The 23,333-nt window shown below is 64.4% G+C and carries 29 protein-coding genes; 19 read left to right on the top strand and 10 right to left on the bottom strand.

All coding sequences use genetic code 11. The features are described 5' to 3' along the window. Window positions 1–15: 15 nt before the first annotated feature. From A3M7_RS0105645 to A3M7_RS43740, 4 genes are read right to left on the bottom strand one after another with little or no spacing between them, the layout of a single operon-like run. Window positions 16–369 (bottom strand): MmcQ/YjbR family DNA-binding protein, encoded by a 354-nt coding sequence (locus A3M7_RS0105645; RefSeq protein ID WP_027543042.1) that lies wholly within the window; start codon window positions 367–369, stop codon window positions 16–18. A 54-nt stretch (window positions 370–423) separates the two neighbouring features. Beyond that, on the bottom strand, window positions 424–1,467 hold the full coding sequence (locus A3M7_RS0105640) for a low specificity L-threonine aldolase (RefSeq protein WP_027543041.1): 1,044 nt from the start codon (window positions 1,465–1,467) through the stop codon (window positions 424–426). Continuing rightward, window positions 1,467–2,717, bottom strand: a complete 1,251-nt coding sequence (locus tag A3M7_RS0105635) for a dicarboxylate/amino acid:cation symporter (protein ID WP_027543040.1) — start codon at window positions 2,715–2,717, stop codon at window positions 1,467–1,469. Before A3M7_RS0105635 ends, A3M7_RS0105640 begins: the two co-directional genes overlap by 1 nt. After that, the gene (locus A3M7_RS43740; RefSeq protein WP_049823227.1) at window positions 2,714–3,406 is read right to left on the bottom strand and encodes a GntR family transcriptional regulator; all 693 of its coding nucleotides are present in this window, start codon (window positions 3,404–3,406) and stop codon (window positions 2,714–2,716) included. The genes A3M7_RS0105635 and A3M7_RS43740 overlap by 4 nt, the downstream gene beginning before the upstream one ends. A 144-nt stretch (window positions 3,407–3,550) precedes the next feature. Here A3M7_RS43740 and A3M7_RS0105625 point away from each other — a divergent pair, with 144 nt between their 5' ends. Continuing rightward, entirely contained in the window at window positions 3,551–4,183 is a 633-nt protein-coding gene (locus tag A3M7_RS0105625; RefSeq protein ID WP_027543039.1) for a PadR family transcriptional regulator, read from the top strand. Between the two features lie 57 nt (window positions 4,184–4,240). Here A3M7_RS0105625 and A3M7_RS0105615 read toward each other — a convergent pair whose 3' ends face one another. Together A3M7_RS0105615 and A3M7_RS0105610 are read right to left on the bottom strand one after the other, a co-directional pair. Continuing rightward, window positions 4,241–4,474, bottom strand: coding sequence for a 4-oxalocrotonate tautomerase family protein (locus tag A3M7_RS0105615; RefSeq protein WP_027543038.1), 234 nt, complete (start codon window positions 4,472–4,474; stop codon window positions 4,241–4,243). Between the two features lie 36 nt (window positions 4,475–4,510). After that, the gene (locus tag A3M7_RS0105610) at window positions 4,511–5,251 is read right to left on the bottom strand and encodes an SDR family oxidoreductase (protein WP_027543037.1); all 741 of its coding nucleotides are present in this window, start codon (window positions 5,249–5,251) and stop codon (window positions 4,511–4,513) included. 104 nt (window positions 5,252–5,355) lie between these two features. Between A3M7_RS0105610 and A3M7_RS0105605 the strand changes: the two genes are divergently transcribed. From A3M7_RS0105605 to A3M7_RS0105555, 11 genes are all read left to right on the top strand, one after another. Beyond that, window positions 5,356–6,249, top strand: coding sequence for a LysR family transcriptional regulator (locus tag A3M7_RS0105605; protein ID WP_027543036.1), 894 nt, complete (start codon window positions 5,356–5,358; stop codon window positions 6,247–6,249). Between the two features lie 1,020 nt (window positions 6,250–7,269). After that, window positions 7,270–8,934 (top strand): acetolactate synthase large subunit, encoded by a 1,665-nt coding sequence (locus A3M7_RS0105600; protein WP_027543035.1) that lies wholly within the window; start codon window positions 7,270–7,272, stop codon window positions 8,932–8,934. Between the two features lie 208 nt (window positions 8,935–9,142). Beyond that, on the top strand, window positions 9,143–9,490 hold the full coding sequence (locus A3M7_RS0105595; RefSeq protein WP_018646107.1) for a Lin0512 family protein: 348 nt from the start codon (window positions 9,143–9,145) through the stop codon (window positions 9,488–9,490). A 4-nt stretch (window positions 9,491–9,494) separates the two neighbouring features. After that, a complete protein-coding gene (locus tag A3M7_RS0105590; RefSeq protein WP_027543034.1) occupies window positions 9,495–10,187 on the top strand; it encodes a GNAT family N-acetyltransferase in 693 nt (230 codons plus the stop codon). Between the two features lie 74 nt (window positions 10,188–10,261). Next, entirely contained in the window at window positions 10,262–11,446 is a 1,185-nt protein-coding gene (locus A3M7_RS0105585; protein WP_027543033.1) for a serine hydrolase, read from the top strand. A gap of 96 nt (window positions 11,447–11,542) precedes the next feature. Then, window positions 11,543–11,752 (top strand): DUF2892 domain-containing protein, encoded by a 210-nt coding sequence (locus A3M7_RS0105580; RefSeq protein WP_027543032.1) that lies wholly within the window; start codon window positions 11,543–11,545, stop codon window positions 11,750–11,752. Further along, window positions 11,749–12,270, top strand: a complete 522-nt coding sequence (locus A3M7_RS0105575; RefSeq protein WP_027543031.1) for an RNA polymerase sigma factor — start codon at window positions 11,749–11,751, stop codon at window positions 12,268–12,270. The genes A3M7_RS0105580 and A3M7_RS0105575 overlap by 4 nt, the downstream gene beginning before the upstream one ends. A 3-nt stretch (window positions 12,271–12,273) precedes the next feature. Further along, window positions 12,274–12,621 (top strand): carboxymuconolactone decarboxylase family protein, encoded by a 348-nt coding sequence (locus A3M7_RS0105570; protein ID WP_027543030.1) that lies wholly within the window; start codon window positions 12,274–12,276, stop codon window positions 12,619–12,621. Between the two features lie 30 nt (window positions 12,622–12,651). Continuing rightward, window positions 12,652–13,317 (top strand): DUF429 domain-containing protein, encoded by a 666-nt coding sequence (locus A3M7_RS0105565; RefSeq protein WP_027543029.1) that lies wholly within the window; start codon window positions 12,652–12,654, stop codon window positions 13,315–13,317. A 111-nt stretch (window positions 13,318–13,428) separates the two neighbouring features. After that, window positions 13,429–13,572, top strand: a complete 144-nt coding sequence (locus A3M7_RS49545) for a hypothetical protein (RefSeq protein ID WP_198033706.1) — start codon at window positions 13,429–13,431, stop codon at window positions 13,570–13,572. 105 nt (window positions 13,573–13,677) lie between these two features. Continuing rightward, on the top strand, window positions 13,678–14,382 hold the full coding sequence (locus A3M7_RS0105555) for a glutathione S-transferase family protein (RefSeq protein ID WP_027543028.1): 705 nt from the start codon (window positions 13,678–13,680) through the stop codon (window positions 14,380–14,382). 2 nt (window positions 14,383–14,384) lie between these two features. On the opposite strand, the gene A3M7_RS0105550 is transcribed toward A3M7_RS0105555, so the two are convergent. The 3 genes from A3M7_RS0105550 to A3M7_RS0105540 form a co-directional block, all read right to left on the bottom strand. Next, window positions 14,385–15,167 carry a sulfite exporter TauE/SafE family protein gene (locus A3M7_RS0105550; protein WP_027543027.1) on the bottom strand — a complete coding sequence of 261 codons (783 nt, stop codon included), beginning with the start codon at window positions 15,165–15,167 and terminating at the stop codon, window positions 14,385–14,387. 3 nt (window positions 15,168–15,170) lie between these two features. Next, entirely contained in the window at window positions 15,171–15,803 is a 633-nt protein-coding gene (locus A3M7_RS0105545; protein ID WP_027543026.1) for a TetR/AcrR family transcriptional regulator, read from the bottom strand. A 210-nt stretch (window positions 15,804–16,013) separates the two neighbouring features. Next, on the bottom strand, window positions 16,014–16,385 hold the full coding sequence (locus A3M7_RS0105540) for a tRNA-binding protein (protein WP_011086810.1): 372 nt from the start codon (window positions 16,383–16,385) through the stop codon (window positions 16,014–16,016). 107 nt (window positions 16,386–16,492) lie between these two features. Between A3M7_RS0105540 and A3M7_RS0105535 the strand changes: the two genes are divergently transcribed. Then, window positions 16,493–16,846, top strand: coding sequence for an ArsC family reductase (locus A3M7_RS0105535; protein ID WP_027543025.1), 354 nt, complete (start codon window positions 16,493–16,495; stop codon window positions 16,844–16,846). 24 nt (window positions 16,847–16,870) lie between these two features. Here the strand turns inward: A3M7_RS0105535 and A3M7_RS0105530 are convergent, their stop codons facing one another. Next, entirely contained in the window at window positions 16,871–17,551 is a 681-nt protein-coding gene (locus A3M7_RS0105530; protein ID WP_198033714.1) for a hypothetical protein, read from the bottom strand. A gap of 310 nt (window positions 17,552–17,861) precedes the next feature. Between A3M7_RS0105530 and A3M7_RS0105525 the strand changes: the two genes are divergently transcribed. The 6 genes from A3M7_RS0105525 (at window position 17,862) to A3M7_RS0105500 (ending at window position 23,321) form a co-directional block, all read left to right on the top strand. After that, window positions 17,862–18,617, top strand: coding sequence for an ABC transporter ATP-binding protein (locus tag A3M7_RS0105525; protein ID WP_027543023.1), 756 nt, complete (start codon window positions 17,862–17,864; stop codon window positions 18,615–18,617). Next, a complete protein-coding gene (locus A3M7_RS0105520; RefSeq protein WP_027543022.1) occupies window positions 18,610–19,356 on the top strand; it encodes an ABC transporter ATP-binding protein in 747 nt (248 codons plus the stop codon). The genes A3M7_RS0105525 and A3M7_RS0105520 overlap by 8 nt, the downstream gene beginning before the upstream one ends. 38 nt (window positions 19,357–19,394) lie before the next feature. Further along, window positions 19,395–20,612 carry an ABC transporter substrate-binding protein gene (locus A3M7_RS0105515; protein WP_027543021.1) on the top strand — a complete coding sequence of 406 codons (1,218 nt, stop codon included), beginning with the start codon at window positions 19,395–19,397 and terminating at the stop codon, window positions 20,610–20,612. 67 nt (window positions 20,613–20,679) lie between these two features. Next, a complete protein-coding gene (locus A3M7_RS0105510) occupies window positions 20,680–21,549 on the top strand; it encodes a branched-chain amino acid ABC transporter permease (RefSeq protein WP_027543020.1) in 870 nt (289 codons plus the stop codon). A gap of 1 nt (window position 21,550) precedes the next feature. Next, entirely contained in the window at window positions 21,551–22,519 is a 969-nt protein-coding gene (locus tag A3M7_RS0105505) for a branched-chain amino acid ABC transporter permease (RefSeq protein ID WP_027543019.1), read from the top strand. Window positions 22,520–22,676: 157 nt separating this feature from the next. After that, window positions 22,677–23,321 (top strand): DUF47 domain-containing protein, encoded by a 645-nt coding sequence (locus A3M7_RS0105500; protein ID WP_027543018.1) that lies wholly within the window; start codon window positions 22,677–22,679, stop codon window positions 23,319–23,321. The last annotated feature ends 12 nt before the right edge of the window (window positions 23,322–23,333 follow it).

Below are 23,333 nucleotides of genomic sequence, written 5' to 3'. Positions count from 1 at the left end.
CGCCGGCGCTGGCGTTCAGTCGAGTCCCAGCATCTTGCGCGATTTGCGCGTCAGCTTTGCCACGATCAGCGCATGGGCCTGCGCCAGATAGGCGGTGAGTTCGGAATCCGGCAGGGCGTTGTTGCTGACGAGCTGCACCCATTTGGCGCGGGCCAGATACGGCGCCGGACGTGCCACACCGTGCTCGATCAGCATCGCATAGGCCATGTCCGAGACCTTGAACATGTAGCCGCCGGAGCCTGCGGCAAAGCCGCCGCCGAGCGCGAACATCTTGCCGCCGACCTTGAACACGGAGGTGCCCTCCCACTGCACCACCTTGGTGGCGGCGGGCAGGCGCAGGCAGCGCGCTTCGAAACTTTTCGGAGTCATGACGCGAGCGATAGCACGCTGCGTGCGGCTTGCAATGCGCGCGCTTGCGGCTTGCTAGCGGCCGAGCGCCGCGAAGGCGGCAATGGTGCGGTCCACCGCCGCTTCGTCGACGTGGCGATGGGTGACGAGCCGGAGCTGCGAGGGGCCGCTGGCCTGCACCAGGATGCCGTGCCGCTTCACGCCCTCGGCCCATGCGGCAACCTCGCGCCCGCTTGCGGAGACGTCGACGCGCAGGATGTTGGTCTGCACATGGTCGGGATCGGCGAGCGCCGGGTCGAGCCAGCTCAAGGCCGTGGCGAGCCGTCTTGCCGCGGCATGATCTTCGGCGAGGCGCTCGATCATCGTCTCCAGCGCGACGAGGCCCGCGGCCGCGACGATGCCGGACTGGCGCATGGTGCCGCCGACGAGCTTTCGCAAGGCCCGCACCCGTGCGACGAACGCCGCGCTGCCGCACAGCAGGCTGCCGACCGGCGCGCTCAGTCCCTTGGAGAGGCAGACCATCACGCTGTCGGCATGTTCGGCGATCCGTGCTGCCGGCACGCCGAGCGCGACCGAGGCATTGAAGAGGCGGGCGCCGTCCAGATGCACGGGAATCCCGTTGCTTTGTCCGAGCGTGTGAATTCGCATCATGTGCGGCAGGGGCAGCACGGCGCCGCCGGCGCCGTTATGCGTCGTTTCCATCGCGATCAGGCCGGGACGTTCCGAGCCGCGGATCGCGTCCGCAAGCGCTGCTTCGTCCATCGCGCCGCGACGGCCCGGCATCGGCTTCGGCTCCAGCCCCGCGATCGTCATGACGCTGCCGAGCTCCGAGTTGAGCAGATGCGCGCCGCGATCGGCGAACACATCCGCGCCGCGCTCGGCATGGGCGAGCATCGCCAGGAGATTGCCCATCGTGCCGCTCGGCACGAACAGGGCGGCTTCCTTGCCGATCAAGGCAGCGCCGCGTTGTTCGAGCGCGCGGACGGTCGGATCGCCCTCGCGGCCGTCGTCGCCGAGCGGGGCGCGCTGCATGCGCTCCAGCATCGCCGCGGTCGGCAGCGTGACGGTGTCGCTGCGCAGATCGACGATGCCGTCGCCGCCGTTCTCCCGCGCGGCCATCAGGCGTCCTGCATTTGCAGGCCGGCCGCCGCCGGCTGCGCCTCATCGGCGGCCATGTCGCCGGCAAACTTCTCGACCAGCTTCACCGCGACGGTGTTGCCGAACACGTTGATCGCGGTGCGGCCCATGTCGAGGAAGGCGTCGACGCCGGCAATGACCGCGAGCGCCTCGATCGGCAGCCCGATCGCCGACAGCACCATGGCGATGGCGACGAGCCCGCCGGAGGGGACGTTGGCGCTGCCCTTGCTCGCGATGGTCGTGACCATGACGATGGTGAACAGCGTCGACCAGGTCAGCGTCACGCCATAGGCTTCGGCGAGGAAAGTGACGGCCAGCGCAAAATACATGATGGCGCCGTCGCGGTTGAAGGCGTAGCCGAGCGGCAGCACCACCGAGACGATGCGCTCGGAGGCGCCCATCGCCCGCAACTTCTCCATGTGCAGCGGCAGGGTCACTTCCGAGGAGCGGGTGGAGAAGGCCAGGATCATCGGCTCCATCACCGCCCTGGTGACGGCCAGCGGCTTCTCGCCGATCGCAAGCAGCATCAGCCAGAAGATCGCGACCATGATGGCGAGGCCCAGATACATCACGCCGACGAGCTTGGCGAGCGCGAGCACGGTGGCGAGGCCTTGGGTTGCGAACAGCCACGCCATCACGGCGAAGATGGCGATCGGGGCGAGCGAGGTGATCCATTTGGTGATCTTGAACATCGCCGCCATCACCGCCTCGAGCACGGCGACCATGGGCTCGCCGACCTTGCCCACCGAGGCGAGGGCCAGGCCGAACAGAATCGCGAAGACGAGCGTCGGCAAGATCTTCTGCTCGGCCATCGCCGCGACGATGTTGGAGGGGATCATGTCCATGAAGAACTTGATCCAGTCCACGGACACCGCGAGGTTCGGCGGCACCTTGCCGGTCGCGGCCAGCGGCGCGCCGGCGCCGGGATGGAAGGCGGCGTTGAGGAGCAGGCCGATCAGGATCGAGACCACGGTGGCGAGGTAGAAATAGCCGAGGCTGATCGCGGCAACGCGCCCCAGGACCTTCAGCTCGCTCCCCATGCGATAGAGGCCGAGCGTGACGGCTGCGAACACCACGGGAATGACGATCATCTTCACCGCCTCGACGAAGGCGGTGCCGACCGGGCGCAGGCTCGCGCCGAAATCCGGCCAGAGCAGCCCGACGCCGAGGCCCAGCACCAATCCGAGCAGCATCTGGAACACGAGCGGCAATCTGAACAGCGACCGGATCATGCGTGGTGGTCTCCTTGTCCCGGATATTGCGTGCGGATCGCGCCCAGCGCGGTGAGGCGGGCCTCGAATGCGGACGACAGATGCCGCCACATGCGCTGCTGCGCGGCGTCAGGATCGTGCGCTTCGATGGCCGCATAGATATCGAGATGCTCGCTGACGGCCTGGCGCGTGCGCTCGACGCTGTATTGCCGCATCTTCTGGAGGGCGAGACCGCTTTGCGCGCGCAGATTGTCGTAGGACTGCGCCAGCCGGCCATTGCCGGTCGCGCGAAACAGTTCGTCGTGGAAGGCCCAGCCGACCTGCTGCGCCTCCTCGACATCGAGGTTTTCGCACGACTGAATGCTGCGCAACTCCCCGGCGCATTGGCGCAGCGGCTCCGTCGGCCCGCGCGTTGCGGCGAGATAGGCGGCCATGCCTTCGAGNGCGAGCCGCAATTCATGAATTTCGCGCAGATCGTCGAAGGACATCTGGCGCAGGAAGGTGCCGCGCATGGGATGGATGGTGAGCAGGCCGTCCTTGGCGAGCGCCTTCAGCGCCTCACGGATCGGGGTGCGGCCCAGCGCCAGCCGGCTCGACAGGCTGCGTTCGGAGAGGGGTTCGTCAGGCGCAAACTCGCCCGAGATGACGAGATCGCGGAGCAGCGAATAGGCGCGGTCGCGGTCGAGGAAGGCGGCGGGCATAACTGACATACCAGCGACATGTCAGAGGAATGTCAAGATGGCCTGCTGATTTTGCTGGTGAAACGAGCCTTGAGACAAAGTCACGGACTCGTGGCTTGCGTATCGCATCTCAAAACATATCTTACGATATATCTAACAGAGGAGACGTATGATATGTTTCGAGACAAACACCACGGCAGGCACGGCCGGGATGATCATGAATTGCGCTTCGCCTTCGCCATGGGCCGGCACGGCGGCGGGCGGCGCTTCGGCCGCGGTGGGCACGGTTTCTTCGGGCGCGGCGGCGACGATTTTCCGGGGGCGCGACGCCTCTCGTCGCAGGACCTTCAGCTCGTGATCCTGGCGCTGCTGGCCGAAAAGCCGGCGCATGGCTATGAGCTGATCAAGATCGTCGAAGAACGCTCCGACGGGTTCTACACGCCGAGCCCCGGCGTGATCTATCCGGCGCTGACCTATCTCGAAGAGGTCGGCCATGCCGGCGTCGAACAGGATGGCGGCCGCAAGCTCTACAGCATCACGCCGCAGGGCGAGGCGTATCTTGCCGAGCAGCGTGCGACCGCGGACGCGATCCTTCAGGCGCTGTCGCGGATCGGGCGCCGCATGGACGAGGTGCGCGAGGCGTTCGCCGGCGTCAGCGATCTCGACGGCGGTGCCTCGGACGAGCTGCATCGGGCTCGCCACAATCTCAAGCGCGCGCTGCGCAGCATGCAAGGCAGCGATTCCGCTGAAGCACGCCGCATCGCCGCGATCCTTGACCGCGCCGCCGCGGAAATCCTCGGCAAGTGACAGACCCGCAAAACGGCTTCGTCGCGATGACGCTGCCGCTCAAGTGCGGCACCGAGCTCAGCCTGAAGCTGGCGTGACGGCGTCGCGGGCGCGATAGGCGTCGGGAACAACGAACACCTCGTCGGCGCGGCCATAGCCGCCGTCGGGGACTTCCTCGATCAGCACCATCGTGTGCGGCCGCGCCGCTTCGCCGAAATAGTCGACGAACAGCGCGGTGAGGCGATGCACGATCTCCGCCTTCTGGGCACGCGACAGCGCGGCTTGCGGAATCTTGACGTTGGCGAAAGGCATGATGGGTCTCTCCGTGTGATGTGATCGTGCCGTGCGTCAGACCACGCCGCCATTGGCGCGGATGACCTGGCCGTTGATCCAGCCGCTGTCGCGAGCGGTGAGGAAGGCGACGATTGCTGCGATGTCGTCGGGCTGGCCGAGGCGGCCGAACGGGTTCATGGCGGCAACGGCGCGCACCTGCTGCTCGCTCTTGCCCTCGAGGAAGAGCCGGGTCTCGACCGGCCCGGGCGCCACCGCGTTGACGGTGATGCGCCGGCTGCCGAGCTCCTTGGCGAGGATGTGCGTCATGGCTTCGACCGCGGCCTTGGTCGCGGCGTAGACGCCGTAGCCGGGTTGGTAGAGACCGATCACGCTGGAGGAAAAGCTGACGATGCGGCCGCCGTCGCGCAGCCGCCGCGCCGCCTCGCGCAAGGACCGGAACACGCTTCCGAGATTGATCGCTGTCTGCCGCGCGAACGCCTCATCGGTCACCTCGGCGAGCGGCCCGAGCTCCATGACGCCGGCATTGTTGACGAGGATGTCGACGCCGCCGAAGGCATGCTCTGCCGCATCGAACAGCCGCGAAGGGGTTACCGGATCGGCGAGGTCGGCCTGCACGGCGATGGCCTGTCCGCCGGCGGCCTCGATCTCGGCGACCAGCGCGTCGGCAGCCGCGCGGCCGCTGGCATAGTTGATCGCGACCGCAACTCCGTCCTGTGCCAGCCGGCGGGCGATCGCTGCGCCGATGCCGCGGGAGCCGCCGGTCACGATGGCTGCGCGCTGATGTTGGTGGGTCATGGCAGGTCTCCTCGTTGTCTTCGGCCGGAGATTTAGCTGATCGCCGTGGCCGGATAATCGCCCGAGACTTGTCATCACTTGTCGGCTGTGGTGAACAATCGGCCATGGACCGATTTGACGCCATGCGTCTGTTCGTTCGCCTCGTCGAGCGGCAGAGTTTTACGGCCGCGGCCGCCGATCTCGGCATTCCCCGCTCGACGGCAAGCGAGGTCTTGCGCGGCCTCGAGGTGCGTCTCGGCGCGCGCCTGCTCGAACGGACGACGCGGCACGTCACGCCGACGCTCGACGGCGAGGACTATTATCGCCGCTGCGTCGCCATCCTGGCCGAGGTCGAGGAAGCGGAAACCGCGATGCGCGATGCGCGGCCGCGCGGCCTGCTCCGCATCGACGCCCATCCCTTGCTGACCCGCACCTTCATCCTGCCGCACCTGCCGGCATTCCTGGCGCGCTATCCGCAACTCGAATTGCAGATCGGGCAGGGCGACCGCCTGGTCGATCTCGTGCGCGAGGGCGTCGATTGCGTGATCCGGTCGGGCGAGCCGGAGGACAGCGGGATGATCCTGCGCCGCCTCGGCACGATCGCGGAGATCACCGTGGCGAGCCCGGCCTATCTCGCCAGCCACGGCATGCCGGCGACGCCGGACGCGCTCGACGGCCATCAGATGGTCGCCTTCGTCTCCTCGCGCACCGGCGACGTGCTGCCGCTGGAATTTTCGGTTCCCGGCGCGCTGCGTCACGTCGTGCTGCCGAGCCGGGTTCGCGTCAACAATTCCGACACCATGGCCGATCTCGCACGGCTCGGCTTCGGCCTCGCCCAGGCTCCGCGCTATCGCTTCGCGGATGATCTCGCCAGCGGCGCGCTGGTGGAGGTGCTCGCCGACCATCCGCCATCGCCGACGCCGCTCTCCGCGCTGTATTTGCAAAACCGCCAGCCCGCGCTGCGTCTGCGTGTCTTCCTCGACTGGATATCGGGCATTTTTGCCGAGGCGAAGCTGTGAGGGAGGCCGCAGAGTCGTAGCCCGGGTGAGCGAAGCGATACCCGGGACCGCCGCTCGCACGAATCCCGGATATCGCTTCGCTCCATCCGGGCTACAAGAGCTTGCGTTGCCCGACGGGCAAGACACGCAAGATGCCGGTCAACGCGCGGCCGCGAAAATATTCCACTTTACCGAAATTCGGCTTTGGCGCATTCTCCCGCCACCTCATCCCGGTCAGAGGGGCGTATCGCGATCGTCACGACATGCGGGGTGGGCTGCGGTGGACGCTAGTCACATCGGCGCGAAGAGCTTCGCAGGGCGGGCAACCGTGAGCGAAGGCCTTCGTGCACACGACCGGTGTGATCTGCGTACGGCAAAACCGTGTCGTCCTGGCGCCCGGGGTCTGTGCGCCAAGTCTTGTGGTGATGTGGCGGCCCGACCGGGCACGCGCATCAGCGATCCGCAAGGCGACGGGGGCAATAGTGCATCGCTCCCCGGGGAGAACTCGGCATAAGCCGTCAAACCACTGCGCAGGGAAGGCCGTGTGTTGGGCTTCACCTGTATGCCGCTGTGCAGATTNTTGTNGCCACCTTTCGCACAGTGGACCGTGGGTGCCCGGCCGGCACCCGGTCTTCCCTGCGCCCTCTGACAGACGAGGGTGTCGCGATGAAGCAAAGCTCGGGCGAGATGAGCCGCGAGGATGCGGATCTATGTCTGCGAACCGTGATGCGAGTTGAACAAGCGCTGCCCCTTGCTCCGTCATTGCTTCGCTGTGCTCGCAATGACGATGTAAGGCGAGTTGCGCGCCACATTCTCACTGTCATCGCCCGACTTGATCGGGCGATCCAGTATCCAGAGACAGCAGTGAGTTGACCGAGAGGCCGCGGCGTACTGGATGCCCCGGTCAAGCCGGGGCATGACAGCGGAGTATTGAGGACGCACTGCACATCACAGACCACGCCGCATTGTGAGTTGTGCCCGCGCCGCAGACCGCTACCATGCGCCCGGAACACGGGACCAGAACAGCGACCGGGAGGCGACATGAGTGGGCAGGAACGCAAGGTGAAGGGATCGGACCTGTTTGTCGCGGCGCTGGAGAACGAGGGCGTCGACCGCATTTTCGGCGTTCCCGGCGAAGAAAATCTCGATCTCGTGGAATCGCTCCGTACCTCCAAGATCGAGCTGATCCTGACCCGCCACGAGCAGGCGGCCGCCTTCATGGCCGCCACCCATGGCCGGCTGACCGGTAAGCCCGGGGTCTGTCTCTCGACGCTCGGCCCCGGGGCACTCAATCTCTCCACCGGGGCGGCCTATGCGCATCTCGGCGCGATGCCGATGATCCTGATCACCGGCCAGAAGCCGATCATGAGCAGCCGGCAGGCGCGTTTCCAGATCGTGGACGTGGTCGCGACCATGAAGCCGCTGACAAAGCTGTCGCGGCAGATCATCAGCGCATCAAGCATCCCGACCGTGGTGCGCGATGCCTTTCGCGTGGCGATGGAGGAGCGGCCGGGGCCGGTGCATCTCGAACTGCCCGAGGACATCGCGGGCGACGAAGTGCCGGCCGTTCCCGTGATCCCGGTCCATCCGATCGAAATTCCGGTCGCCCATCGCGCCGCACTCGATCGTGCGGCCGAGATGATTCTCGCGGCAAGGCATCCGCTGGTGATGATGGGCGCTGCGACCAGCCGGCCACGATCGACCCACGGCATCGCGAGCTTCGTGCGGCGAACCGGCATTCCCTTCTTCACCACGCAGATGGGGAAGGGCACCGTGCCCGGCGGCACCAATCTCTATATGGGCACCGCGGCGCTGTCGGAGCGCGACTATGTCCATGACGCGATCGACGCCGCCGATCTGATCGTGGCGATCGGTCACGACCCGATCGAGAAGCCGCCCTTCATCATGGGGCCGTCGGGCCCGAAGGTGATTCACGTCAGCTACACGTCGGCCAGCGTCGAGCAGGTCTATTTCCCGGATGCCGAGGTTGTCGGCGACGTGGGCCCGAGCCTGGAGCTGCTGGCGGACCGCCTCGAAGGCAAGTTGCCGCAAGCCGCGGCGCTGCTGCCACTCCGTGAGGAGATACTCAGGCATATCGCCGACCGCGCCACCGAGGCACGCTGGCCGCCGACGCCGCAGCGGATCGTGCACGACATCCGCCAGGTGATCCCGGAGAACGGCATCGTCGCGCTCGACAACGGCATGTACAAGATCTGGTTCGCGCGCAACTACCGTACCCGCGTCGCCAACACGCTCTTGCTGGACAACGCGCTGGCGACGATGGGCGCCGGCCTGCCGTCGGCGATGATGGCGGCGATGCTCTTTCCCGACCGCCGCGTGCTCGCGGTTGCCGGCGACGGCGGCTTCATGATGAACAGCCAGGAGATGGAGACCGCCGTCCGTCTCAAGCTCAACCTGGTCGTGCTGGTGCTGGAGGACAACGCCTACGGCATGATCCGCTGGAAGCAGGCCGTCGATCATTTCGCCGATTTCGGCATGACCTTTGGCAATCCCGATTTCGTCCTCTACGCGAAGGCCTATGGGGCCAAGGGCCATCGTATCGCGAGCATCGACAGCTTCGGCCCGACGCTGGATGCCGCCTTCAAGGAGGGCGGAGTGCACCTGATCGTGATCCCGATCGACTATTCGGAGAACGTGCGGGTGCTCGTGGATGAGCTGCGGGCTCACGAGAAGTCGAAGGCGTGATTGATGGGGCGAAGCTATTTCCTCGTCGTCATTGCGAGCGCAGCGAAGCAATCCAGGGTCTTACCGCGGCGGCAGTCTGGATTGCTTCGCTGCGCTCGCAATGACGGAGTGTGTAGCGAGGGCTTGGCCCGAATAGGTCTACCGTACTTGTGTCGCCATCGCTGATCGCCGACACTCTCAACCATCCAACCAACCACAGGATTCTGAAATGACTCGCGTTCGTTGTGTCACCGAGATGGGCATGGGCGTCGACGTCCACGGCAGGGACGCCACCAAGGCGGCGAAGCGGGCGGTGTCGGATGCGATCAGGCATTCGAGCCTGGGTTTCTTCCGGATGATCGGCAAGACCGCGAACGACATGTTCGTCGATGTCACGATCGGGGTGCCCAACCCTGAGGCGGTGGACAAGGAAGCCGTTGCGAAGGAGCTGCCCTACGGCACCGTGACCGTGACTGCGGTCAAGGGCGGGCTGGAGATTCCCTCGGCTACGGAAGTGGCCAACGACCCCATCCTCATCGCCAATGCGGCTGTCATCGTCAGCTTCGACAAGGATTAGGCCGGTGTCCGACAGCGATGAGGCGCTGCTGGATCGCCCGATCTGGAGCGCGCTGACAACGAGCCAGAAGCATCTGGCGGAGGGCGGTCCGCGAGCGCTGCGCTATCCCGTGGACATGACGCCGTTTGCCGACATGGTCGACATGTCGCCGGCAAGTTTTGCTGCGCTCCATGATCTCCTGTCGGGCTCGCAGGTTGCCGCGCTGTTCACGCCGGAGCCGGTCGAAATGCCCGCCGGCTTCAAGGTCGTGCTGGCCGAGACCGGCGAGCAGATGATCGGCTCGCCTGCCGACAGTCCGCTCCGCGATGCCGAGATCGTCACATTGGGCGCCGGCGACGTTCCCGCCATGATGGCGCTGACGGAGCTGACCAAGCCCGGGCCATTCGCGCTGCGCACCCACGAGCTCGGCACGTTCCTCGGCATCCGCGCCGGCGGCGACTTGGTCGCGATGACGGGCGAGCGGATGAAGCCGGGAAAGTTCGTCGAGATGACGGCCGTCTGCGTGCATCCGGAATACCGTGGGCGTGGCTATGCGCAGGCGCTGCTCGCGGCGGTCGCGCGCCGGATCGAGGCGCGCGGCGAAATTCCGTTCCTGCACGTGTTCTCGAACAATACATCCGCGATCGCGCTGTACCAGCGACAGGGCATGCGGATTCGGCGGCGCCTGTACGTCACTGCGTTTATGAAGGAGGGATAGGCTCCCTCAGGTGCCGCCCTTCATTTCCTTCGAATTCACGCTATATCCGTCCGAACCACAATTGGGGGAAACACATGGACGCCAGGACAACCGATTTTTCCGCCGTACGGACGGCGATGCAGCGCTACGTCGATCAGGAGATCATTCCCGGCGTGTCCTGGGCGGTGCTGCGCGGCCGGGAGGTCGTTGACCAGCAATGCGTCGGGCTTGCCGACCGCGAAGCGAAAACCGCGCTCCGGACCGACCACATTTTCCGCGCGTTTTCGAATACCAAGATCTTCGTCACGTGCGCGATCATGCTTCTGACGGAAGAGGGCCGCATCGGGCTTGACGATGTCGTCGAAAAATTCCTGCCGCAGCTCGGCAATCGCAAGGTGCTGAAGCAGGGCGCGTCGGGCCTTGCCGATGTCGAGCCGGCGAAGGGCTCGATCACGATCCGCCAGCTCCTGACCCACACCTCCGGCCTCAGCTATGGCATCTTCGATCCCGGCGCGGTGCTGTTCAAAGGCTATAACGAGGCGCGCGTGCTCAATCCGCTGACGCCGCTGACCGACATGATCGACCAGCTCGCCGATCTGCCGCTGTCCTATCATCCCGGCAACGGCTGGGAATATTCAGTGGCGACCGACGTGCTCGGCCGCGTCGTCGAGGTCGTCTCCGGAACATCCCTCGATGCCTTCCTCAAGGCGCGAATTTTCGATCCGCTCGGCATGACCGACACCGGATTTTACGTGCCCGAAGCGCAGCTGGGCAGGCTGGTCGCGCTCTACACCGGTGCCGACGTGCTCGACCCGATGAAGCCCGGCCTGACGCGGGCCGACAATCTGCCTTATCCGCAGGCCTATCGCCGTCCGTTCCCGCGGCTCTCCGGCGGGGGAGGTCTGGTCTCGACGCTGCCGGACATGCTCGCGCTGGTGCGCGCATTGGTGCCCGGGTCGGATACGCTGCTGAAGCCGGACACGCTGCGGCAGATGATGACGAACCAGCTGCCCGCAGGGCAGACCATCCGTTTCGCCAATCTCGGGCCGATGCCCGGCAAGGGTTTTGGTCTCGGCGGCGCCGTCACCTTCGCGCCAACGCCGTTCGATCCGCCGAATTCCACCGGCGAATTCCAGTGGGGCGGGCTTGCCGGCACCCATTGGTGGATCTGCCCGCAGGCCAATACCGCGGGTGTCCTGATGGCCCAGCGCTACATGGGCTTCTGGAATCCGTTCTTCTTCGAGTTCAAGCGCCTGGCCTACCAGGCGGTCGGAGGCTGACCGCGTAAAAAATTGCAGGCCTCCGCGAATCCTTTTCGCCCGTCGCGTCCTCCTTGTCGTCGAGGCATTTCGCCTAGGCTCGTGTCGGAGGATGTGATGGGACTTTACAGGAAGAACATCGGTGGCCTGCATCAGGCGGTGCGGGTAGCGCTCGGACTTGCGGTCGTGATTGCCGGGTTCGCGTATCTGTCCGGGCTTGCGGCGTGGCTGGTCGCGCTCGGCGGCGCAGGCGTCGCGCTGACCGGCCTCGTCGGCTACTGCCCGATGTGCGCGATGGCCGGGATCGGACGAGGAGGCGTGTCGTGAGTGCGGCTGCGATCCCGCCCAACCTGTTCGAGGCTGCGCGCCTCGGCGATCCCGAGGCGATCGCGTCGCTGCTGGCGACGGCGCAGCCCGATATCCGCCGCTACGCGCGCGCGAGCTGCCGCAGCTCGGCGGATGCCGAGGATGCGACGCAGGAGGCGCTGTGGATTCTGTTCCGCCATGTCGGCAGAATCCGCTCGCTGCTGGCGTTTTCCGCCTGGCTGTTCAGCGTGGTCCGCCGCGAATGCCTGCGGCTTGCGCGCAAGGCCGGCCTTGTGCCGGCCATCGATTTCAGTGAAGCGGAGGCCGCACTGCTGTCGCGGCCGGAGGCGGATCTGCGGCTCGACGTGGCCGCGGCTTTCGAAGCGCTGCCGCCGCACTATCGCGACGTCGCGCTGATGCGCGACGTCAAGGAAATGACCATCGACGAAATCGCCGTCGCACTCGGCGCGTCCAGGCAGACCGTCAAGGCCCGCCTGCATCGCGCCCGCGCCTTGATGCGCGAATATCTGACGAGATGAGACATGACCGATTATCAAAATCCCGATGACCTGAAATCCGTCCCGGCCTTCGTTGCGCTCGCGCCGGTCGAGGCCAACGCCTTCCTCGCCTTCAATCATGCCGTCGAGCGCAAGGACGGCTTGATCCCGCCGAAATATCGCGAGCTGATCTCGCTCGCGGTCGCGCTCACCACGCAATGCGCTTATTGCCTCGACGTGCATACGGCACGGGCGGCGAAGGCCGGTGCGACGCGCGAGGAGGTCGCGGAAGCCGCGTTGATCGCCGCCGCGGTCCGCGCCGGCGGCACGCTCGGCCATGCGCTGTTGGCGCAACGCCTGTTCGAGCGACATCGAGGCGAGGGGGCGGGATGAGCTGCATCGGTCGGTGACTGGATCGTGCGCGTGAGCAACTATCTCGGCCTCGACGGATTTCGTTACGGCTGGGTCGCGGCCTGGATCGACGAGCACGGCGATCACGGCTTCGACTATTCGCCGGGGCTGATGCGCTTGCTCGCGACGCCGCATGCGCGCGCGATGATCGACATGCCGATCGGATTGAATCCGAGCGGTTATCGAACGTGCGACTTGCGCGCCCGCGAACTGGTTGGCCCCGCCGTGTTTCTCGGCGCGCGCCGGGACCTCTGGACATTTCCCGACATGGCGACAGCCAATCGTCACTACTGGACGCGCGAGGGCAAGGGCAGGGGCGTGTCGGCGCAGCTCTGGAACATCAGGGACAAGATCAGGGAGGTCGACGAGATCATGACGCCCACGCGGCAAGCGATGATGGGCGAGGCGCATCCGGAGTTGATCTTCTGGAATCTCGCCGGCCGCCTGCGGCTCGACAGCAAGACGTCAGCGCAAGGCCGCGAACAACGCATCGCGCTGCTGGAGCGACGCGGCTTCACACGCTTGCGGAAATGGCTGACGCAGCGCCACGGCACCGGCATCGGCCGCGACGATCTCATCGACGCCTGCGCCTGCGCGATCGCGGCGCGCGACAGCACGCAGTCGGTCGGCGATGGCGAGATCGATCCGCGCGGATTGCGGATGGAGATCAATTATTGAGGCGGCGCCAAGGTGCACTCGGGATAAAGCGGCAATTTATTTGACAGATATAGGAACTGCGGGTGGTCGGCCCGCGTTCCCCGTGCGAAGGGATTACAGAGAACTTTCGCGATGAATGATACCAGTCAATTCGCGACCGCGCTGCTCGCGCTCGTTTTCATCGGAGCCCTGCTCGTCACCGGGCAGCTCTTCATCAAGCAACGTGCGCAGCGCGACATCGCGTATGCGACAAGTCACTTGCTGCCGCGGCTGTGATCCAACTCCTGTGCGAAAAGATCATGTGATCTCTGCATCGGTCTTGTGCCGTTCGTCCGCTCGCCTAGATTAGGCGACAATCTCACGAACGATGCCGGGGTCCCGATGTCCGATCTCTCTACCTTTCCCATCACCAAGCGCTGGACGGCCGAGCATCCGGAGCTGCTTCAGCTCTATTCGCTGCCGACGCCGAACGGCGTCAAGGTTTCGATCATGCTGGAGGAGATCGGGCTGCCTTACGAAGTCCATCTCGTCGACTTCAACAAGGACGACCAGAAGACATCAGAGTTTCTGTCGCTTAATCCGAACGGCAAGATTCCCGCGATCCTCGATCCCAACGGTCCCGGCGGCAGGCCGCTGCCGCTGTTCGAATCCGGAGCGATCCTGCAATACCTCGCGGAGAAGACCGGCAAGCTGCTGCCGCAGGATGCGGCGCGCCGCTACCAGGCCATCCAGTGGGTGCATTTCCAGATGGGCGGCATCGGGCCGATGTTCGGCCAGGTCGGTTTCTTCCACAAATTCGCCGGCAAGGATTTCGAGGACAAGCGGCCGCTCGAACGGTACGTGGGCGAGTCCAGGCGTCTGCTCGGCGTGATGGAGACGCATCTGGCCGGCCGGGAATGGTTCATGGATGACGCCTACACCATCGCCGATATCTCCATGCTCGGCTGGGTGCGCAACCTCATCGGTTTCTACGGCGCCGGTGACCTCATCGAATTCACCCGGTTCAAATCGGTTGCTGCCTGGCTCGAACGCGGCCTGGCGCGTCCCGCCGTGCAGCGCGGGTTGAACATCCCGAAGCGTCCGTGAAACTAGCTGAGCGCCTTGTGGGTCATGTAGAGCGCCATCAGCGAGACGAGGGCGATCATGACCCGGCGCAGCACCGACTTGCTGACACCATTGGCCATGCGTGCGCCGAGATCGGTGCCGACCCAGAGGCCGATAACAATGCCTGTTATGGCCGGCCACCCGACCATGAGCCCCTTGCTCCAGTAGATCCACGCCGCGGGAATGTTGGTCGGGATCACCGAGAAGACGAGGCTGACGAGTTGCGCCTGGTGTTGCGGCACGCGCAGGCCCGCTGCGAGGCCGACGGTGATCGCAAGGCCGCCGCCGATGCCCATGAAGCCGGAGGAAAAGCCGGCCAGCGTGCCGATGAGGAACAGCGGAAGCCACGGCAATTCGGCGGGATCGCCGGCCGCGCCAGCACCGTCCTTACGGTCACGGCGCAGCAGCAGGGCCGCGATCAAGAGAGCGAGGTAGACGACGTAGGTCCATTGCAGGACTGCATCGGACACGGCGGCCGCGGCATAGCCGCCGCCCGCGCCACCGGCGAGAAATCCGATGCCGATCCAGACGATCCATTGCAGCGGACTGCGATTGCCGCTCTGCCAGTAGCGGCGCACACCGGCGAGGCCGGTTGGCGGGACCTGCGTGATCAGCGAGGTGCCCTGGGCGACGTGCTGCTCAGCGCCGAGCAGCAGAACAGAAAAGATCACGAGACCGCCGCCCGGGCTCGTGCCCATGAAGCCCGAGGTCACGCCGCCGACGAGGCCGACGCCGATTCCTGCGAGCAGTTCGACAATCCAGGACATGGCTCAAGCCCGGGTTCGTCGCTTGACGTCCGGCTTCGTCGTGCGGAAGCCGTCGATCACCGCATCGACTGTCGCCATGCAGGCATCGACGTCAAAGTCCTCGCCCCAGCATTTTTGCAGCACAAAGCCCTGGAAGATCGCGATCAGCACGCGCGCGATGGCGTCGGCGCCGAGGTCGCGCTTGACGAGGCCGTCGTGCTGGGCTCGCTCGACCAGCGCCACGATCAGGGCACGCGGCATCTCGATGCCCTCGACGACGCTGGTGCGGACGCGGCGGTTGCGCAGCGCTTCGGCCCAGCCATGGATGCCGACGCGCCGCCGCGCTTCGCCGGCGGGATCGGTGAGCCATTGCGCGTAAACCCGGACCAGCGCGTGAAGGCCTTCGATCGGATCGCCCGATCCCTGCGCGACCGAGTTGAGCACGGCCTCACGGCGATGCCGGTCGTCAGCGAGCGCCTCGATCAGGTCGCCCTTGCTCTGGAAGTAGAGATAGACCGCGCCATGGCTCAGCCCCGACCGCTTCACGATGTCGGCCATGCCGGTCTGGTGAAAGCCGTTCTCGGCGAAGCAGGCGAGGGCGGCCTCGAGGATCTGCTGCCGCCGGCCTTCACGCTGCTTGTCGCTGATCTTGGGCATCAGGGCGTCCATAAATAAATGACTGATCGATCGTTTTAGCGATTCGTCGGAAACGGCGTGAATGTCGGCCCAAAAAATAAAAAACGATCGATCAGTCATTTTTAAATGAACAAAGGGTTTTGGTCAAGTCCGGATGGCCCCCAGGCCGAGGAACAGGAGGAGTAACGGCTGGCGAGCCGAAGCGACGGCTTGGCTCGCGATGCTGTGCCGCTAGAACAGCCGTCCGCCGTTCGGCACGGGCTTGCCCGGCTGCACCAGCACGACCTTGCCGTCGGCATCGGGGAAACCGAGCGTCAGCACTTCCGACACGACGGGCCCGATCTGGCGCGGGGGGAAATTGACGACGGCCGCGACCTGTTGTCCCACCAGCGTTTCCAGCGGATGGTTCTCGGTGATCTGCGCCGAGCTCTTGCGCACGCCGATCGCCGGGCCGAAGTCGATCCACAGCCGCCAGGCCGGCTTGCGTGCCTCCGGAAACGGCTTGGCATCGACGATGGTGCCGACGCGGATATCGACCGCGAGGAAGCTGTTGAAGTCGATGGTCGGCGACGGGGCCGCGGCGGGATCGTGAGTGACGTGCATGATGTGTCCGTTGACAGAGTTCGAAAGCATCGCTCGCAATATTGTCGCGCGAACCGGAGTTTCGTACAACGCCGCAGCCGAAGCATCACGCATGCGCGAGGAGCGTCTTGCCCAACATCATCTACGGCATCAAGAACTGCGACACCATGAAGAAGGCCCGCGCCTGGCTCGACAGCCATGGCGTTGCCTATGAGTTTCACGACTACAAGGCGGCCGGCGTCGAGAAGGACAAGCTCAAGCAGTGGAGCGACAAGCTCGGCTGGGAGACGCTGCTCAATCGCGCCGGCACGACCTTCAAGAAGCTGCCCGACGCCGACAAGGAAGGCCTCACCGAGAAGAAGGCACTGGCGTTGATGCTAGCGCAACCATCGATGATCAAGCGTCCGGTGCTGGAAGTCGGCGGCAAGCTGCTGGTCGGCTTCAAGCCGGACATCTACGCCAAGGACGTCAGGACGAAGTAGGCCGGCGCCAATTCGCGCTGAAGGCTAGTTCAGCTCGATGATCTCGGTGGCGTCGGCGGGACCGGACCGGTCCGCGAACTCGACGACGTCGGCGGCCGCGATACGGCCGGGGGCGCGATGAAAGAGATCGCGATCGATCACGGCGCGCAATTTCGGGCGCGGCAGCGCGTCATTTCCGCGCATCAGATTCTTGATCTCGAAGCCGCCGTCCTCGCAGAAGGTCTTGAGCGAGGCGATGATGTGACAGACCTTGCCGTCGGTCAGGAACGGCAGCAGCAGTCGCTCGTAGGCGACGATGCGCCCGTAGATGTCGTCGACATCGGCAACGCTGTAGACCGGAAGCCCGCGCGCGACGCATTCGTAATAGATGGGCATCACGGAGGGCACGAGCCGCGGCCCGATATATTCATCCAGCGGCACGCCCTTGCCGGTATGTCCATAGGCGCGCGAAATCCGCGTGCCTTCGCTCTGGATGACGAGGCGCGGCACCGGAGTCGAGGTGTCCACCGTGTAATAGATGAGATCGGACAGCTCTTCCTCGAGCCGCGCAGGCTGGTACTCCCAGATCGCCGGCGCGATCCGCTGGCGCGCATAGAGGCGCAGCCACGTGTTCAGGAGATCACGTTGCCTGATCGACTTGACGACGGAGGGAGCTGCGCTTGCGAAATCCAAAACAATATTCCCGGCAGATCGAAACCCGCGCATCATCCACGTTGCGGGAAAATATTCTATGAAGGCTGGCGCGCCGGACGAAAGACCGTTAACGACGGCTTGATGACCGGTGCTTTCGTGAACCGGAAGGCCGGGCAGGCGTGACATCAAAACATCTCCGACTAAGGGAGCATTCGTATCCCAGCCGGAGACCTGATCTGCTCAGCTTTCCGCCTTGCCTAACCCCCGTCACCTCCGGCATATTCCGCGCCCGGAGGCGGCGTTCCGGGAAGGCTCCAAGGCCTCCTGAAAGCCGAAGCAACAAGGACAGCCACGCGGGTCGCGCGGGCAGGGGGAAATCTGTTTGGCCGATGAGTTCATTCTCGAGACGGAAGGCTTGACCAAGGAGTTCGCGGGCTTCTTCGCTGTCCGCGACGTTGCGCTCAAGGTCCGCCGTGGGAGCATTCACGCGTTGATCGGCCCGAACGGCGCCGGCAAGACGACGTGCTTCAATCTTCTGACCAAGTTCCTCAAGCCGTCCGCCGGGAAGATCCTGTACAAGGGCCAGGACATCACTGCGATGGCGCCGGCCGACGTGGCCCGCATGGGACTGGTGCGATCGTTCCAGATCTCGGCGGTGTTTCCGCACATGACTGCTCTGGAAAACGTTCGCGTCGCACTCCAGCGCCAGCACGGCAGTTCCTTCGATTTCTGGCGCTCCAAGTCCGTGCTCAACCGCTTCAACGATCGAGCACGTGATCTGTTGAACGATGTCGGCCTCAGCGAGTTTGCCAATACGCCTGCGGTCGAGATGCCCTACGGGCGCAAGCGCGCACTCGAGATTGCAACCACGCTCGCACTCGACCCCGAGATGATGTTGCTGGACGAGCCGATGGCCGGCATGGGCCACGAGGACATCGACAAGATCGCGGCGCTGATCAAGCGCATCTCCGCGAAATACACCATCCTGATGGTCGAGCATAATTTGAGCGTCGTGGCCAATCTCTCCGACATCATCACCGTGCTGACGCGCGGGCAGGTGCTTGCGCAGGGCCATTACAGCGAGCTCACCAAGGACGAGCGCGTCAAGGAAGCCTATTTGGGAGCCGGTCATGCCTGACACTGCGATAGCCGAGGCTCCGGCAAAGGCTGCGAGCGGCGGAAACATCCTCCAGGTCCGTAACCTCGAGGCCTGGTACGGCGAGTCCCACATCCTGCATGGGATCAATTTCGACGTGAACGCGGGCGAGGTCGTCACCCTGCTCGGGCGCAACGGCGCCGGCAAGACGACCACGCTGAAGTCGATCATGGGCATCATCGGCAAGCGTACCGGCTCGGTGAAATTCAACAACCAGGAGATCATCCGCGCGACCTCCGACAAGATCGCGCGCATGGGCATCGCGTTCTGCCCGGAAGAGCGGGGGATCTTCGCCAGCCTCGACGTGCGGGAGAATTTGCTATTGCCGCCGGTCGTCCGCGAAGGCGGACTGCCGCTCGAGCAGATCTTCGACCTGTTTCCGAACCTGAAGGAGCGGCTCAACAGCCAGGGCACCAAGCTGTCCGGCGGCGAGCAGCAGATGCTGGCGATCGCGCGCATCCTGCGCACCGGCGCGAGCTTCCTGATGCTGGACGAGCCGACCGAGGGCCTTGCGCCCGTCATCATCCAGCAGATCGGCCACACCATTGCGCGGCTCAAGAAGGAGGGTTTCACGATCCTCCTCGTCGAGCAGAACTTCCGCTTCGCATCCACCGTGGCCGACCGCTATTACATCGTCGAGCACGGCAAGGTGATCGACGGTTTTTCGAACTCGGAACTGTCTGCGAACATGAACAAGCTGCATACCTATCTCGGCGTCTGACGCCCGAGGCATTCAATAGAGGATTTTCCGGAGGAAATATGAAACAGCATTTTTCTGCGCTTCTTCTCGGCATGGCGTTGGGATTCGTCGCAAGCGGCGCGTCGGCACAGGACAAGACCGTCAAGATCGGCGTGCTGACCGATAATTCCGGTCTCTATTCCGACCTCGGTGGCGCGGGCTCCACGCTGGCAGCCCAGATGGCGATCGAGGATTCCGGGCTTGCCGCCAAGGGCTGGAAGGTCGACTTGATCTCCGCCGATCATCAGAACAAGCCCGATATCGCCACCACCATCGCGCGCCAATGGATCGACGTCGAGAAGGTCGACATCTTCATGGATGTGCTGAACTCCGGTGTCGCACTCGCGGTCAACAACGTCGTCAAGGAGAAGAATTCGATCCTGATCGACACGGGTGCGGCGACGTCGGATCTGACGAACGCCCAATGTTCGCCGAACACCATCCACTGGGTCTATGATACCTACATGCTGGCCAACAGCACCGGTCAGGCGCTGGTGAAGGCTGGCGGCGATTCCTGGTTCTTCCTGACGGCCGACTATGCGTTCGGCGCGGCGCTGGAGCGCGACACGGCGGCGGTGGTGCAAAAGGCGGGCGGCAAGGTGCTCGGCAGCGTCAAGCATCCGCTCAATTCCTCAGACTTCTCCTCGTTCCTTTTGCAGGCACAGGCATCGAAGGCGAAGATCGTCGGACTTGCGAATGCCGGCGGCGATACCACCAATTCGATCAAGCAGGCCGCCGAGTTCGGCATCGTTGCTGGCGGGCAGAAGCTTGCCGGGCTGCTGTTGTTCATCACCGACGTTCACTCGCTCGGCCTGAACGTGGCGCAAGGGCTCAATTTCACCGAAACCTTCTATTGGGATCTCAACGACGGAACGCGGGCCTTCTCCAAGCGCTTTTCGGAGCGCATGAAGAACAAGGCGAAGCCTTCGATGGTGCAGGCCGGTGTCTATTCGGGACTGATCCATTACTTCAAGGCACTGGAGGCGACGGGCGGCAATCCGCATGACGGCGCCAAAATGGTCGAGAAGATGAAGTCGATGCAGACCGACGATCCGCTGTTCGGTCAGGGCAGTATCCGGGTCGATGGCCGCAAGATTCACCCGGCCTACCTGTTCGAGGTCAAGAAGCCTTCGGAATCGAAGGGGCCGTGGGACTACTATAAGCTGGTGGGCACCGTTCCCGCGGACCAGGCGTTCCGGCCGCTCTCCGAGAGCGTCTGTCCGCTGGTGAAGAAGTAACTCTCGTGGCCCGCCGGGCGGTCGTGCCGCCGGCGGGCTTTCATTTTGGTGGCGGAAGCTAATCCTGATGCAGGCTCTCTACGCACAGCTACTGGTGGGACTGATCAACGGCTCGTTCTACGCGCTGCTCAGTCTCGGGCTTGCCGTGATCTTCGGCATGCTCAACATCATCAATTTCGCCCACGGCGCGCTCTACATGATGGGCGCTTTCGTGGCCTATTTTCTGCTCAACAACGACTATCTCAGTATTGGCTACTGGCCAGCATTGATCGTCGCCCCGATCGTCGTCGGCATCTTCGGCATGATCCTGGAGCGGACCATGCTGCAATGGCTGACCGGGCTCGACCATCTCTACGGCCTGCTGCTGACCTTCGGCATCGCGCTGATCGTGCAGGGCGTGTTCCAGAACTATTTCGGCTCCTCCGGCCTGCCTTACGCCATTCCGGACCAGCTCAAGGGCGGCATGAATCTCGGCTTCATGTTTCTGCCGATCTATCGCGGCTGGGTCGTCGTGTTCTCTCTGGCGGTGTGCATCGCGACGTGGTTCCTGATCGAGAAGACGCGGCTCGGCGCCTATCTGCGCGCCGCCACCGAAAATCCGACGCTGGTCCGCGCCTTCGGCATCAACGTGCCGCGCATGATCACGCTGACCTACGGTCTCGGCGTAGGTCTGGCCGCGCTCGCGGGCGTGCTCTCGGCGCCGATCAACCAGGTGCGGCCGCTGATGGGCGCCGACCTCATCATCGTCGTGTTCGCCGTGGTGGTGATCGGCGGCATGGGATCGATCATGGGCTCGATCATCACCGGTTTCGCGCTCGGCGTGATCGAGGGCCTGACCAAGTATTTCTACCCCGAGGCCTCCAACACCGTCGTGTTCGTGCTGATGGTGCTGGTGCTCTTGGTGAAGCCAACGGGATTGACGGGAAGGGCGGCCTGATATGACAGCCTTGACGGACGATACGCTGCGGGCGACCCCGCGCGCGATGCGTGACGAGATGATCGTGTTTGTGGTGATGGCGCTGCTGCTGGCGTCGGTGCCGTTCACGGGGGTCTATCCGTTCTTCGTGATGCAGGCGCTGTGCTTCGCGTTGCTCGCCTGCGCCTTCAATCTTCTGATCGGCTATGGCGGCCTGTTGTCGTTCGGCCACGCGATGTTCCTGGGGACGGCCGGCTATTGCAGCGCGCATGCGCTGAAGGTGTGGGCGTTGCCGCCCGAGCTCGGCATCCTCGTCGGTATCGCCGGTGCTTTCGTGCTCTCGATCGTGACCGGCTACATCTCGATCCGCCGCCAGGGCATCTATTTCTCGATGATCACGCTGGCGCTGTCGCAGCTGCTGTACTTCATCTACCTCCAGGCGCCGTTCACCCATGGCGAGGACGGCATCCAGGGCATTCCGCAGGGGCGCATGTTCGGCGTTCTCGATCTCACCAAGCCGACGGTCCTGTACTATGTCGTGCTGGTCGGCTTCCTCGCTGGCTTCCTGTTGATCTTCCGCATCATCAACTCGCCGTTCGGCGAGGTGCTGAAGTCGATCCGCGAGAACGAGCAGCGCGCGATCTCGCTCGGCTACCGGACCGACCACTACAAGTTCATGGCCTTCGTCCTGTCGGGCACGCTGGCCGGCTTCGCCGGAGCGCTGAAGGTGTTCGTGGCGCAAAATGCCTCGCTCACCGACGTACACTGGTCGATGTCCGGCGAAGTCGTGCTGATGACGCTGGTCGGGGGGCTCGGCACCATCTTCGGACCGGTGGTCGGTGCCTTCGTGATCATCGCCATGCAGCAATATCTGGCGAGCTTCGGCCAGTGGGTGACGGTGATCCAGGGCTCGATCTTCGTGATCTGCGTGCTTACCTTCCGCCGCGGCGTCATCGGCGAAATCGCGCATTACTTCCGGCGTTCGCTCTAAGTAATTGATTTAACGTCAGTTTACTGGTTGAGTGAAAGCGGTGGATGATCCCGGTTCCGCGGGCGTGAGGTAGTGCGCGCGTGGATCGAAAATGGTCTATGACAGTTTCGTGACGGCCCTCCCGGGCCGGGCCATTTCCAACCGGTAGTCTATCCCCATGATGCGATGGTTTCGCGCTTTCCTGCCCAAGGAAGAACGGTTCTTCGACCTGTTCGACCGCCATGCCCAGACCGTGATCCAGGGCTCGATCGCGCTCCAGGGCATGCTCAACGGGGGCGAGGAGACGCCGGTCTATTGCCAGCGCGTCAACCAGTTCGAGAACGATGCCGACAACATCACCCGTGAGGTGCTGACGGCGGTGCGCCGCACCTTCATCACGCCGTTCGACCGCGGCGACATCAAGAACCTCATCACCTCGATGGACGACGCCATCGACCAGATGCAGCAGACCGCCAAGGCCGTGATGCTGTTCGAGGTCCGCGCCTTCGAGCCGCCGATGCGCGAGATCGGCGCGCTGCTGATCGAATGCGCCAATCTGGTCGGCCGTGCGCTGCCCCTGATGCAGCAGATCGGCAAGAACGTCGCCATGCTGACCGCGATCACCGAAGAGCTGACCAAGCTCGAGGGCCGGGTCGACGATCTCCACGACATCGGGATGAAGGAGCTGTTCCTCAAGCATCGCGACGGCAGCGCGATGGATTTCATCGTCGGCGTCGAGATCTACGACCATCTCGAAAAGGTCGCCGATCGCTTCGACGACGTCGCAAACGAGATCAACAGCATCGTCATCGAGCAAGTTTAGGGCAGGGGCCTC

Origin of the sequence: Bradyrhizobium sp. WSM2254, assembly GCF_000472645.1 — a bacterium.
Lineage (GTDB): Bacteria > Pseudomonadota > Alphaproteobacteria > Rhizobiales > Xanthobacteraceae > Bradyrhizobium > Bradyrhizobium niftali.
Note: the sequence above shows the minus strand (reverse complement) of the source record. Positions and strands in the feature narration are given on the sequence as shown.